Source organism: Azoarcus olearius (genome assembly GCF_001682385.1).
Classification (GTDB): Bacteria; Pseudomonadota; Gammaproteobacteria; order Burkholderiales; family Rhodocyclaceae; genus Azoarcus; species Azoarcus olearius.
On the sequence record NZ_CP016210.1, the window covers coordinates 1225257 to 1238959 of the forward strand.

At 66.0% G+C, this 13703-nt stretch carries 10 protein-coding genes; 8 read left to right on the plus strand and 2 right to left on the minus strand.

Annotated features, from left to right (window positions below):
- Window positions 1-4: 4 nt before the first annotated feature.
- Together dnaK and grpE are read right to left on the minus strand one after the other, a co-directional pair.
- Window positions 5-1930, minus strand: a complete 1926-nt coding sequence (dnaK, locus tag dqs_RS05765; protein WP_065339918.1) for a molecular chaperone DnaK — start codon at window positions 1928-1930, stop codon at window positions 5-7.
- A 114-nt stretch (window positions 1931-2044) separates the two neighbouring features.
- The gene (gene grpE, locus dqs_RS05770) at window positions 2045-2611 is read right to left on the minus strand and encodes a nucleotide exchange factor GrpE (RefSeq protein WP_011764798.1); all 567 of its coding nucleotides are present in this window, start codon (window positions 2609-2611) and stop codon (window positions 2045-2047) included.
- 136 nt (window positions 2612-2747) lie between these two features.
- Between grpE and dqs_RS20440 the strand changes: the two genes are divergently transcribed.
- The 8 genes from dqs_RS20440 to rpsA all read left to right on the plus strand — a co-directional run bounded on the left by dqs_RS20440 (window position 2748) and on the right by rpsA (window position 13697).
- Window positions 2748-2993, plus strand: coding sequence for an oxidoreductase-like domain-containing protein (locus tag dqs_RS20440; RefSeq protein ID WP_084018255.1), 246 nt, complete (start codon window positions 2748-2750; stop codon window positions 2991-2993).
- A 107-nt stretch (window positions 2994-3100) separates the two neighbouring features.
- Window positions 3101-5734, plus strand: a complete 2634-nt coding sequence (gyrA, locus tag dqs_RS05775) for a DNA gyrase subunit A (protein WP_065339919.1) — start codon at window positions 3101-3103, stop codon at window positions 5732-5734.
- Window positions 5731-6828: a 3-phosphoserine/phosphohydroxythreonine transaminase gene (gene serC / locus dqs_RS05780; protein WP_011764801.1), complete on the plus strand. Its 1098-nt coding sequence runs from the start codon at window positions 5731-5733 to the stop codon at window positions 6826-6828. Before gyrA ends, serC begins: the two co-directional genes overlap by 4 nt.
- A gap of 15 nt (window positions 6829-6843) precedes the next feature.
- On the plus strand, window positions 6844-7908 hold the full coding sequence (pheA, locus tag dqs_RS05785) for a prephenate dehydratase (protein WP_065339920.1): 1065 nt from the start codon (window positions 6844-6846) through the stop codon (window positions 7906-7908).
- Between the two features lie 17 nt (window positions 7909-7925).
- Window positions 7926-9023 carry a histidinol-phosphate transaminase gene (hisC, locus tag dqs_RS05790; protein ID WP_011764803.1) on the plus strand — a complete coding sequence of 366 codons (1098 nt, stop codon included), beginning with the start codon at window positions 7926-7928 and terminating at the stop codon, window positions 9021-9023.
- 15 nt (window positions 9024-9038) lie between these two features.
- Complete coding sequence (locus dqs_RS05795) at window positions 9039-9929, plus strand: prephenate dehydrogenase (protein WP_065339921.1); 891 nt, start codon at window positions 9039-9041, stop codon at window positions 9927-9929.
- A 2-nt stretch (window positions 9930-9931) separates the two neighbouring features.
- Entirely contained in the window at window positions 9932-11887 is a 1956-nt protein-coding gene (locus dqs_RS05800) for a bifunctional 3-phosphoshikimate 1-carboxyvinyltransferase/cytidylate kinase (protein ID WP_065339922.1), read from the plus strand.
- 103 nt (window positions 11888-11990) lie between these two features.
- On the plus strand, window positions 11991-13697 hold the full coding sequence (gene rpsA, locus dqs_RS05805; protein WP_011764806.1) for a 30S ribosomal protein S1: 1707 nt from the start codon (window positions 11991-11993) through the stop codon (window positions 13695-13697).
- Window positions 13698-13703: the final 6 nt, after the last annotated feature.

Genomic DNA, 13703 nt, shown 5'->3' on the forward strand with positions numbered 1-13703 from the left:
AGGCTTACTTCTTGTCCTTCACTTCGGTGAATTCGGCGTCGACCACGTCGGCGTCGTCGGCCTTGCTGCTGCCACCCGCCGCGCCGGCGGTCTGCGCACCGCCTTCGGCCTGCTGCTGGCCGTACATCGCTTCGCCCAGTTTCTGGCTCGCCATCGCCAGCGCCTGGCTCTTGGCTTCGATGCTGTCCTTGTCGCCGCTCTTGATCGCTTCTTCCGCATCCTTCATCGCGGCCTCGATCTTGGCCTTGTCGTCGGCGCCGATCTTGTCGCCGTGCTCGGCCAGCGCCTTCTTGGTCGAGTGGATCAGCGCGTCGCACTGGTTGCGGGCGTCGACCAGCTCGTGCGCCTTCTTGTCTTCCTCGGCGTGAGCGGCGGCGTCGCGCACCATGCGTTCGACTTCTTCATCCGACAGGCCGGAGTTCGCCTGGATCTTGATCTTGTTTTCCTTGCCGGTGGCCTTGTCCTTGGCCGATACGTGCAGGATGCCGTTGGCGTCGATGTCGAAGGTGACCTCGATCTGCGGCATGCCGCGCGGCGCCGGCGGGATGTCGGACAGGTTGAACTGGCCCAGGCTCTTGTTGCCGGAGGCCATCTCGCGCTCGCCCTGCAGCACGTGGATGGTCACCGCGGACTGGTTGTCGTCGGCGGTGGAGAACACCTGGCTCGCCTTGGTCGGGATGGTGGTGTTCTTCTGGATCAGCTTGGTCATCACGCCGCCCAGGGTTTCGATGCCGAGCGACAGCGGGGTAACGTCGAGCAGCAGCACGTCCTTGACTTCGCCCTGCAGCACGCCGCCCTGGATGGAGGCACCCACGGCCACGGCTTCGTCCGGGTTCACGTCGCGGCGCGGTTCCTTGCCGAAGAACTCCTTCACCTTTTCGATGACCTTCGGCATGCGGGTCTGGCCGCCGACCAGGATCACGTCGTCGATGTCGGACACCTTGACGCCGGCGTCCTTCAGCGCGATGCGGCAGGGTTCGATCGAACGCTCGATCAGGTCTTCCACCAGCGACTCGAACTTGGCGCGGGTGATCTTGATCGCGAGGTGCTTCGGTCCGGTGGCGTCGGCGGTGATGTAGGGCAGGTTGACTTCGGTCTGCGAGCCCGAGGACAGCTCGATCTTCGCCTTTTCGGCCGCTTCCTTCAGGCGCTGCAGCGCGAGCACGTCGTTCTTCAGATCGACGCCCTGTTCCTTTTTGAACTCGGTGACGATGTAGTCGATGATGCGCTGGTCGAAGTCCTCGCCGCCGAGGAAGGTGTCGCCGTTGGTGGCCAGCACTTCGAACTGGTGCTCGCCGTCGATGTCGGCGATCTCGATGATGGAGATGTCGAAGGTGCCGCCGCCGAGGTCATACACCGCGATCTTGGAGTCGCCCGGCTTCTTGTCCATGCCGAAGGCGAGCGCGGCCGCGGTCGGCTCGTTGATGATGCGCTTCACTTCCAGCCCGGCGATGCGGCCGGCGTCCTTGGTGGCCTGGCGCTGGCTGTCGTTGAAGTAGGCCGGCACGGTGATGACGGCTTCGGTCACTTCTTCGCCGAGGTAGTCTTCGGCGGTCTTCTTCATCTTGCGCAGCACTTCGGCCGAAACCTGCGGCGGGGCGATCTTCTTGCCGCGCACTTCCACCCAGGCGTCACCGTTGTCGGCCTTGGCGATGGTGTAGGGCATCAGGTCGATGTCCTTCTGCACTTCCTTTTCTTCGAAGCGGCGGCCGATCAGGCGCTTGACCGCGAACAGCGTGTTGCGTGCGTTGGTGACCGCCTGGCGCTTGGCCGGCGCGCCGACCAGGATCTCGCCGTCTTCCGCGTAAGCGACCACCGACGGGGTGGTGCGCGCGCCTTCCGAGTTTTCGATGACCTTCGGCTTGCCGCCTTCCATGACGGAAACGCAGCTGTTGGTGGTGCCGAGGTCGATACCGATGATCTTGCCCATGATGATGTCCTTTATGTTCTGAATCCGTGGATCGCCGGCGCGGCGGCCGGCGAGGTCTGAGTCGAATATGGGGTGGTTCGCGGCGGTTTCAAGCCGCTGCCGCGCCCGCTGTCCTTACTGGGCCTTGGCCTTGGAGACCACCACCAGCGCCGGGCGCACGACGCGTTCGTGCAGCAGATAGCCCTTCTGCAGCACGTTGATCACGGTGTTGGGTTCGCCTTCGGCTTCGATCGCGCTGATCGCCTGATGCTTGTTCGGGTCGAACTTCTGGCCGAGCGGGTTTTCTTCTGCCAGGCCAGCGCCTTCGAACGCGGAAACCAGCTGCTTGAGCGTCAGTTCCACGCCTTCGCGCAGTTTTTCGACGGTCTGGTTCTCGACCGCGAGCGCGGCTTCGAGGCTGTCCTTCACCGGCACCATCGCGCTGGCGAACTTCTCGGCAGCAAACTTCGTCGCCTTGGCAATGTCCTCCTGCGCGCGGCGGCGGATGTTCTCGCCCTCCGCCTTGGCCCGCAGCCAGGCGTCGTAGTGTTCGGCGGCCTTGAGTTCGGCCTGGCGCAGGGTCTCTTCCAGGCTGGGCATCACGTCGGCGCTGCTTTCCGGAGCGGCCTCGGCGGCGGCTTCCGGTGCGGCGTGCTGCTCGAGTTCCGGCGTGACGTTCGGGTTCTGGGTGGGATCCGGCATCGGGTGTGCTCCGTGTTGTTTTCTCAGGGATGGGCGGCTACTTGGGGGCGGTCCGGCGGTTTTCAAGCGCATCAACGAAAAAAATGCGCGCGGGCGGCGGGGCGCGATAATCGCGGCTTTTGCGCCGCCTGCCGCCATGCCGCCTTCCGTTAAGCCCTCCGATCCCTTCACGGCGCCCGTGCGTACGCTGGCCGATGCCGAGGCCGCGGTCGCCGCGATCCGGGGGCGGCTTGAATGTGCCGGGCTCTCGCTGCGCCCGCCGCCTGCGCCGCCCACGACGTGCTGCGGCCGTGGCTGCAATGGGTGCGTGTGGGAGGGCTACTACAGCGCGCTGGGGTACTGGCGCGAGGATGCAAGGCGGCTGTTGGCCGGCGAAGGCTGATCGCGCGTTGACGGCGGGCCTGTCAGCGACCCGCCGACCGGAATGCCGCAAGGGGGCGTGGTAACATCTCTCCCTTTTGGGTTACGCGGGTCTGACCGCCTTCGAGCATGACACAGTTCGCCAAGGAAACGCTGCCGATCAGCCTCGAGGAGGAAATGCGCCACTCCTACCTGGATTACGCCATGAGCGTGATCGTGGGGCGGGCGCTGCCCGATGCGCGCGACGGCCTGAAGCCGGTGCACCGCCGGGTGCTGTACGCGATGCACGAGCTTTCCAACGACTGGAACCGCGCCTACAAGAAGTCGGCGCGTATCGTCGGCGACGTCATCGGTAAGTACCACCCGCATGGCGACTCGGCGGTGTACGACACCATCGTGCGCATGGCGCAGGATTTCTCGCTGCGCTACATGCTGGTCGATGGCCAGGGCAACTTCGGCTCGGTCGACGGCGACAACGCCGCGGCGATGCGTTACACCGAAATCCGCATGGCGCGCATCGGCCACGAACTGCTGGCCGACATCGACAAGGAAACGGTGGATTTCGGGCCGAACTACGACGGCTCCGAAAAAGAGCCGCTGATCCTGCCGGCCCGCATCCCCAATCTGCTGATCAACGGTTCCTCCGGTATCGCGGTCGGCATGGCGACCAACATCCCGCCGCACAACCTGGGTGAAGTGGTCGATGCCTGTCTCAAGCTGCTCGAAGATCCGGAAACCGACCTCGAAGCGCTGATCGAAATCGTCAAGGCGCCCGACTTCCCCACCGCGGGTCTGATCTACGGCCTGCACGGCGTGCACGAAGGCTATCGCACCGGCCGCGGCCGGGTGGTGATGCGCGCCCGCACCCATATCGAGCCGATCGGCAAGAACAGCGACCGCGAAGCCATCATCGTCGACGAGCTGCCCTACCAGGTGAACAAGCGCACCCTGCTGGAGCGCATCGCCGAGCTGGTCAACGAAAAGAAGGTCGAGGGCATCAGCGAGATCCGCGACGAGTCGGACAAGTCCGGCATGCGCGTGGTGATCGAACTGAAGCGCAACGAGATGCCCGAGGTGGTGCTCAACAACCTGTACAAGCACACCCAGCTGCAGGACACCTTCGGCATGAACATGGTGGCGCTGGTGGACGGCAAGCCCCGCCTGCTCAACCTCAAGCAAATGCTGGTGTGCTTCCTCGAGCACCGGCGCGAGGTCGTCACCCGCCGCACCATCTTCGAACTGAAGAAGGCGCGCGACCGCGGCCACATCCTCGAAGGCCTGGCGGTGGCGCTGTCCAACGTGGACGAGATCATCGCGCTGATCAAGGCCGCGCCGACGCCGGCGGATGCCAAGCGCGGCCTGATGGAGCGCACGTGGCGCTCGCCGCTGGTGGAAGAAATGCTGTCGCGCGCGCTCGCCGACAGCTACCGCCCGGAAGGGCTGGACCCCGAGTTCGGCTTCTCGGCCCAGGGTTACAAGCTGTCCGACGCCCAGGCCCAGGCCATCCTGGAACTGCGCCTGCAGCGCCTGACCGGCCTCGAACAGGACAAGATCGTCGGCGAGTACCGCGAGGTGATGGATCTCATCACCGACCTGCTCGACATCCTGGCCCGCCCCGAGCGCATCACCGCGATCATCGTCGAGGAGCTGACCGCGATCCGCAACCAGTTCGGCGATCCGCGCCGTTCCGAGATCGTGCTCAGCACCGCCGAGATCAACATCGAGGACCTGATCACGCCGGAAGACATGGTGGTGACGCTGTCGCACACCGGTTACTTCAAGCGCCAGCCGCTCGCCGACTACCGCGCCCAGCGCCGCGGCGGCCGCGGCAAGCAGGCCACCTCGATGAAGGACGAGGACTTCATCGACCACCTCTTCGTCGCCAATACCCACGACACCGTGCTGTGCTTCTCCAGCCGCGGCCGCGCCTACTGGCTGAAGGTGTACGAGGTGCCCGAAGGCACCCGCAACTCGCGCGGCAAGCCGATCGTGAACCTGTTCCCGTTGATCGAGGGCGAGAAGATCACCGCGGTGCTGCCGGTGCAGACCTTCGATGAAGAGCATTTCGTGTTCATGGCCACTTCGGAAGGCACGGTCAAGAAGACTGCGCTCACCGCTTTCGCCAACCCGCGCAAGGCCGGCATCATCGCGGTCAACCTCGATGACGGCGACCACCTGATCGGCGTCGCGATCACCGACGGTGAATGCGACGTGATGCTGTTCTCCGACGCCGGCAAGGCCGTGCGCTTTGCCGAGAGCGACGTGCGCCCGATGGGCCGCGAAGCGCGCGGCGTGCGCGGCATGACGCTGGAAGACGGCCAGCGCGTGATCGCGATGCTGGTCGCCAAGGGCGAAACCCAGTCGGTGCTGACGGCTACCGAAAACGGTTATGGCAAGCGCACCCCGGTGGCGGAATACACCCGCCACGGCCGCGGCACCAAGGGCATGATCGCAATCCAGACCTCGGACCGCAACGGCAAGCTGGTCGGCGCGGTGCTGGTCGATCCGACCGACGAGGTGATGCTGATCTCCACCGGTGCAGTGCTGATCCGCACCAAGGTGCAGGACATCCGCGAGCTTGGCCGCGCCACCCAGGGCGTGACGCTGATCAACCTCGATGAGGGCACGTACCTGGCCGGGATCGAGAAGGTGGCCGAGTCCGGTGCCGAGGCGGACGAACTGGTGGAAGGTGGCGAAGAGGGCGCCGCGGACGGCGAGAATGCCGGCGCGCCGGGCGCCGCGGGTGAAGGAGAACAGGAATGACACGCGTCTGGAATTTCGCGGCCGGTCCGGCCGCGCTGCCCGCCGAGGTGCTGCAGCAGGCCGCCGAGGAGATGCTCGACTGGCGCGGCGCCGGCGTCGGCGTCATGGAAATGAGCCACCGCAGCAAGGAGTTCGTGTCGATCGCCGAGCAGGCCGAGGCCGACCTGCGCGAGCTGATGGCGATTCCGGCCAACTACCGCGTGCTGTTCATGCAGGGCGGGGCGATCGCCGAGAACGCGATCATCCCGATGAACCTGATGGGCGAGGAGAAGCGTGCGGACTACGTGGTCACCGGCTCGTGGTCGGTGAAGTCGCAGAAGGAGGCACGCAAGTACGGCGAGGTCAATATCGCCGCGACCTCGGAGGCGAGCGGCTACACCACGGTGCCGCCGATGAGCGAGTGGAAGCTGTCGGCGCGCCCGTCCTACCTCTTCACCTGCACCAACGAGACCATCGGCGGCGTCGAGTATCCGTTCGAGCCCGATCTGGCCCGGATCGGCCGCGCCGAGGTGCCGGTGGTGGCCGACGTGTCCTCGCACATCCTGTCGCGCCCGTTCGACGTGACCAAGTACGGCCTGCTGTTCGGCGGTGCGCAGAAGAACATCGGTCCTGCCGGGCTCACGATCGTCATCGTCCGCGACGACCTGCTCGGGCGCGCCGCGCCGTTCTGCCCCACGGCCTTCGACTACCGCACCGTGGCCGACAACGGCTCGATGTACAACACCCCGCCTACCTATGCCATCTACATCGCTGGCCTCGTGTTCCAGTGGCTCAAGCGCAAGGGCGGCGTCGCCGGCATCGAAGCGCAGAACATCGCCAAGGCGGAACTGTTGTACGGCTTCCTCGACGACTGTCCGTTCTACGAGAACCGCATCGATCCGGCCTGCCGCTCGCGCATGAACGTGCCCTTCTTCCTCAAGGACGAATCGCTCAACGACCGCTTCCTGGCGGGCGCCAAGGATGCCGGCCTGGTGCAGCTGAAGGGTCACAAGTCGGTGGGCGGCATGCGCGCCTCGATCTACAACGCGATGCCGCTCGAAGGCGTGCAGGCGCTGGTCGATTACATGCGCGACTTCGCGCTTCGCCACGGATAAGCGGAGCCGGTACCCATGAGCGACGAACTCCTGAACCTGCGTAACCAGATCGACCGTCTGGACGAGGAAATCCTTGCCCGCCTTGCCGAGCGCGCGCGTTGTGCGCAGCGCGTGGGCGAGATCAAGCACGGCAACATCTACCGGCCGGAACGCGAGGCCCAGGTGCTGCGCCGGCTGGCGGACCTCAATGGCGGACCGCTGCCCGACGTCGCGGTGCAGAAGATCTTCCGTGAAATCATGTCGGCCTGCCTGGGTCTTGAGCAGCCGCTGAAGGTGGCTTATCTCGGCCCCGCTGGCACCTTCTCGGAAAGTGCGAGCCGCAAGCATTTCGGCGCGGCCCCCAACTTCCTGCCGACGCCGTCGATCGACGAGGTGTTCCGCGCGGTCGAGTCGGGCAATGCGGACTATGGCGTGGTGCCGGTGGAGAACTCCACCGAGGGCGCGGTCGGCGGCACGCTGGATTTGCTGCTGGCCAATCCGCTGAAGGTGTGCGGCGAGGTCAAGCTGCGCATCCACCAGAACCTGCTGTCGCGCGCCGAGGGCATCGGCGGCGCGAAGCGCCTGTATTCGCACGCGCAGTCGCTGGCGCAGTGCCACGAGTGGCTCAACCGCAACCTGGCCCATCTGCCGCGCATCCCGGTGGCGAGCAACGCCGAGGCGGCGCGGCTGGCGGCGGAAGATCCCGAATCGTGCGCAATCGCCGGCGAGGCCGCGGCCGAGCTGTACGGCCTCAACAAGCTCGCCACCAACATCGAGGACGACCCCAACAACACGACGCGTTTCCTCGTCATCGCCAGCCATGATGCAGGGCCGTCCGGCAACGACAAGACGTCGCTGGTGTGTTCTGCGCAGAACCGCCCCGGGGCGATGCACGCGCTGCTCGAACCGCTGGCGCGCCACGGCGTCGACATGAGCAAGCTCGAGTCGCGCCCGGCGCGCAGTGGCTTGTGGGAATACGTGTTCTACGTCGACATCCAGGGGCATCAGACCGATGCCGCGGTGGCCGCCGCGCTGCGCGAGCTGAACGAGCGCGCCGCCTTCGTCAAGGTGCTGGGCTCCTACCCGGTCGCCGCGATCTGAACTTTCAGGAGTCTGCCATGAGCGTAGCCAGCCGCGCGCCTGCCTACATCCGTTCCATCCAGCCCTACCAGCCGGGCAAGCCGATCTCCGAACTCGCCCGCGAGATGGGCCTTCCAGAAGCCGACATCGTCAAGCTCGCCTCCAACGAGAATCCGCTCGGTATGGGCGCGAAGGCGCGTGCCGCGGCCGAAGCGGCAATCCGCGAGGCCTTTCGCTATCCGGACGGCGGCGCCTTTGCGCTGAAGGCGGCGCTGGCACGCAAGTTCGGCGTGGATGCGGCGCAGCTCGTCATCGGCAACGGTTCCAACGACGTGCTCGAGATCGCCGCGCAGACCTTCCTTGCGCCCGGTACTTCGGCCGTGTTCTCGCAGTACTCCTTCGCGGTCTATCCGCTCGCCACCAATGCCCGCGGCGCGCGCTGCATCCAGGTGCCGGCACAGGCCTACGGGCACGACCTCGACGCGATGGCCGCGGCCATCGCGCCCGACACCCGCATCGTGTTCATCGCCAATCCGAACAATCCCACCGGCACCTTCGTTGGCGGTGCCGCACTCGAGGCCTTCCTCGCCAAGGTGCCCGAAGACGTGCTGGTGGTGCTGGACGAGGCCTACACCGAGTTCCTCGAACCCGAGCAGCGCTACGACTCGCTGGCCTGGCTTGCGCGGTTCCCCAACCTCCTGGTGTCGCGCACGCTGTGCAAGGCCTACGGCCTGGCCGGGCTGCGGGTGGGGTATGCCATCGCCCACCCCGACGTGGCCGATCTGATGAACCGTGTGCGCCAGCCCTTCAACGTGTCCGCGGTGGCGCTGGCGGCGGCCGAGGCCGCGCTGGGTGACGACGATTTCGTCGCACGTACCGCCGACATCAACCGCCGCGGCAAGCAGCAGCTCACTGACGCGTTCGCCAGCCTGGGGCTGGAGTGGATTCCGTCCGCCGGCAACTTCGTCACCGTGCGCGTGGGCGACGCCGCGGCGGTCAACCTCGCGCTGCTGCGCCAGGGTGTGATCGTGCGTCCGATCGCCGGCTACGGCATGCCGGAATGGCTGCGGGTCTCGATCGGGCTGCCCGAGGAGAACGCCCGCTTCATCACCGCGCTGCGCAACGCGCTGGGCTGAGCGGCGGAGCGGTCCATGGCCTTGATCGGCAAGCTCGTCGTCTGCGGCGTCGGCCTCATCGGCGGATCTTTCGCGCTCGCGCTGAAGCAGGCCGGCGCGGTGGAACGCGTCGTCGGTGTGGGCCGTAATCCGGCCACCCTTGCGCGCGCCGTGGAACTGGGCGTGATCGACGAAATCGCCTCCGGCTGGCGCGACGCGCTCGACGGCGCGGACTTCGTGTTGCTCGCCACGCCGGTCGGCCAGCTCGACGCAATCATGGAAGCCATGGCGCCCCACCTGCAGCCCGGCACCATCGTGACCGATGCGGGCAGCACCAAGCGCGACGTGATCGAAGCGGTCTATCGCCGCCTCGACCCCCATCTCGCCACCGTCGTGCCCGCCCACCCGATCGCGGGCGCGGAAAAGAGCGGCGTGGAAGCCGGCTTTCCGACGCTGTACCGGGGCAAGAAGGTAGTGGTGACGCCGCTGCCCGAGAACAGACCGGACGCGGTCGAGCGCGTGCGCGCCGCCTGGACAGCCTGCGGCGCCACCGTGGTCGAGATGTCGCCGCAGGATCACGACCGCGTCTTCGCCGCCGTCAGTCATCTGCCGCACCTTCTCGCGTTCGGTCTGGTGCACGACCTGGCGGGGCGCGCCAACGCCGAGTTGCTGTTCTCCCACGCTGCCAGCGGCTTTCGCGACTTCACCCGCATCGCCGGCAGCCATCCGGAGATGTGGCGCGACATCTGCCTCGCCAACCGGCAGGCCTTGCTGGCCGAACTCGACCAGTACCTGGCCGAACTTGCCTACCTGCGCGCGCTCTTGCTGGCGGGCGACGGCACCCGGCTGGAACAGCTGTTCGGCGAGGCGCGACGCGCGCGCGACGCATGGGCCGCGCAGTTCCCGCCCCCTTCTACCGCGGAATGACCATGGAATTTCTCGATCTGCCGCCCATGCTCGCCGCGCGCGGGCAGGTGCGTTTGCCCGGCTCGAAGAGCATCTCGAACCGCAGCCTGCTGCTCGCCGCGCTCGCCGAGGGCGAAACCGACATCCGCGACCTGCTTGCCTCCGACGACGTCGAGCGCATGCTGGAAGCGCTGCAGGCGCTCGGCGTGCGCTGGTCGCGCGAGGAAGGCACCGAAAACTACCGTGTGCACGGCGTCGGCGGCCCGTTTCCGGTCAAGAAGGGCGATCTTTTCCTCGGCAATGCCGGCACCGCCTTCCGTCCCTTGACGGCAGCGCTGGCGCTGTCGGGGGGGGACTATCGCCTGTCCGGTGTGGCCCGGATGCATGAGCGCCCGATCGGTGACCTGGTGGATGCGCTGCGCCAGGCCGGGGCCGATATCGAATACGTCGGCAACGAGGGCTTTCCGCCGCTGCACATCCGTCCGGCCACGATCCGGCCGGGGGGCTTGCTGAAGGTCAGGGGCGATGTTTCCAGCCAGTTCCTGACCGCACTGCTGATGGCCTTGCCGCTGACCGGGGTCGAGACGACGATCGAGGTGGTGGGCGAACTGATTTCCAAGCCGTATATCGCGATCACGCTCGACCTGATGGCGCGCTTCGGGGTCGATGTCGTGCGCGAGGACTGGCAGCGTTTCACCGTTCCCGGCGGGGCGCGCTACCGCAGCCCCGGCGTCTTGTACGTCGAAGGCGACGCGTCCTCGGCATCCTATTTCCTCGCTGCCGGTGCGATCGGCGGTGGGCCGGTCCGCGTCGAAGGGGTCGGCCGGGACAGCATCCAGGGCGACGTCCGCTTCGCCGACGCGCTGGCTCAGCTCGGCGCGGTCATTACCGTGGGCGACAACTGGATCGAGGCGGCCGCGCCGGCGGGCGGCCGCTTGCGTGCATTCGATCTCGACCTCAACCACATCCCCGATGCGGCGATGACGCTGGCCGTGGCCGCGCTGTTCGCCGACGGCCCGTGCACGCTGCGCAATATCGCGAGCTGGCGGGTCAAGGAGACCGATCGCATCGCTGCGATGGCGACCGAGTTGCGCAAGGTTGGAGCGGAGGTGGAAGAGGGGGCGGACTACCTGCGGGTCATGCCGCCTGCGGTGTTGCGTCCGGCCGCAATCGACACCTACGACGATCACCGCATGGCGATGTGCTTTTCGCTCGTCAGCCTCGGCGGCTGCCGCGTCCGCATCAACGATCCGCGCTGCGTGAACAAGACCTTTCCGTCCTACTTCGAGGCTTTCGCCACCGTGGCCGCGCCGGTTCCCGTTGTGGCGATCGACGGGCCGTCGGCGTCGGGCAAGGGGACGGTTGGTGCGCGTGTCGCGGCCGCCCTCGGCTGGCATCACCTCGACAGCGGGTCGCTCTACCGGCTCGTGGCACTGAGCGCGGAGCGCAGCGGCATCGACCTGGACGACGAGGTGGCGCTGGCCGCCATCGCCGGCGATCTTCCTGCGCGTTTCGAAGGCGAACGCGTCTGGCTGGGCACCGACGACGTCACCGACGCGATCCGCAGCGAGCAGTGTTCCGCCGGCGCGTCCAAAGTCGCGGTTCTTCCCGCGGTGCGTGCCGCCTTGCTCGGCCGTCAGCGCGACTATCGCCAGGGCCCCGGGCTGGTTGCGGAAGGTCGCGACATCGGTTCGGTGATCTTTCCCGACGCGAGCGTCAAGATCTTCCTCACCGCCTCAGTGGAGGCCCGTGCCGAACGCCGCTATAAGCAGTTGATCGGCAAGGGTTTGGCTGCTAACATGGAAAGCCTTATGCAGGACCTGCGGGAGCGGGACGCGCGCGACGCGGCCCGGACCGTGGCGCCCTTGCAGAAGTTGCCTGACGCCGCGCTGCTTGATACGACCGACAGGGACGTCGAGCAGGCCGTGACTTTCGTGCTCGATCTTGTTCGGGATCACGGGTTGCGGGGAGCAAATTAACCGCTGAAGGCTGCAGCCGCATACCGGAGCAAGTGCTCCGCGTGTGCGTTTTTTCAATTTCCACTTAACGCCGTCCTTCGGGCCGGTGCCGGGTTTTTTCTTTATGTCCACTGCCACCCCCGTTTCCACCCAGGAAAGTTTCGCCGCTCTTTTCGAAGAAAGCCTTGCGCTGCAGGAAATGCGCGCCGGTGAAGTCATCACGGCCGAAGTCGTCCGCATCGACCAGAACTTCGTGGTCGTCAATGCCGGCCTGAAGTCCGAGAGCTACGTGCCCATCGACGAGTTCCGCAACGACCGCGGCGAACTCGAAGTGAACCCGGGCGACTTCATCCACGTGGCGATCGAAGCCCTGGAAGATGGCTACGGCGAAACCCGCCTGTCGCGCGACAAGGCCAAGCGCATCGCCGCGTGGAACGACCTCGAGAAGGCGCTCAACGAAGGTACCCTGGTGAAGGGCGTGATCTCCGGTCGCGTCAAGGGTGGTCTGACCGTCATGACCAACAGCATCCGCGCCTTCCTGCCGGGTTCGCTGGTCGACATGCGTCCGGTCAAGGACACCTCGCCGTACGAAGGCAAGGAATACGAATTCAAGGTCATCAAGCTCGACCGCAAGCGCAACAACGTGGTCGTGTCGCGCCGCGCCGTGCTTGAAGAGTCGATGGGTGAAGAGCGTCAGAAGCTGCTCGAAAACCTCAAGGAAGGCACCGTCGTCAAGGGTGTGGTCAAGAACATCACCGACTACGGCGCGTTCGTGGATCTGGGCGGCATCGACGGCCTGCTGCACATCACCGACCTGGCCTGGCGTCGTGTGCGTCACCCGTCCGAAGTGCTCAATGTCGGCGACGAAATCGAAGCCAAGGTGCTCAAGTTCGACCAGGAGAAGAACCGCGTTTCGCTGGGTCTCAAGCAGCTGGGCGAAGATCCGTGGGTCGGCATCTCGCGTCGTTACCCGCAGGGTACCCGCCTGTTCGGCAAGGTCACCAACATCACCGACTACGGCGCGTTCGTTGAAGTCGAGCAGGGCATCGAAGGCTTGGTGCACGTGTCCGAAATGGACTGGACCAACAAGAACATCCACCCGACCAAGGTTGTCCAGTTGGGCGACGAAGTCGAAGTGATGATTCTCGAGATCGACGAAGACCGTCGCCGCATCTCGCTGGGCATGAAGCAGTGCGCCTCCAACCCGTGGGACGATTTCGCGATCAACCACAAGAAGGGTGACAAGGTCCGCGGCCAGATCAAGTCGATCACCGACTTCGGCGTGTTCATCGGCCTGGATGGCGGCATCGACGGCCTGGTGCACCTGTCCGACCTGTCCTGGAGCGAGTCCGGCGAAGACGCCGTGCGCAAGTTCAAGAAGGGCGACGAAGTCGAAGCCGTCGTGCTGGCGATCGACGTCGAGCGCGAGCGCATCTCGCTGGGCATCAAGCAGCTGGAAGGCGACCCCTTCACCAACTTCATCGCCACCCACGAGAAGAACAGCCTCGTCCGTGGCACCGTGAAGTCGGTGGATGCCCGTGGTGCCGTGATCGGCCTGGGTGACGAAGTCGAAGGCTATCTGCGCGCCTCCGAAGCCGCCCCGCACCGTGTGGACGATCTCACCACGATGCTGAAGGAAGGCGACGAGCTCGAGCTTATGATCATCAACGTGGATCGCAAGACCCGTTCGATCAACCTGTCCATCCGCGCCAAGGACCAGGCCGAGCAGACCGAAGCCATGCAGAAGCTGGCTTCCGAAAGCTCTGCTGCGTCCGGTACCACCAACCTCGGCGCGCTGTTGAAGGCCAAGCTGAACGAACAAAAGCAGTAACTGGCC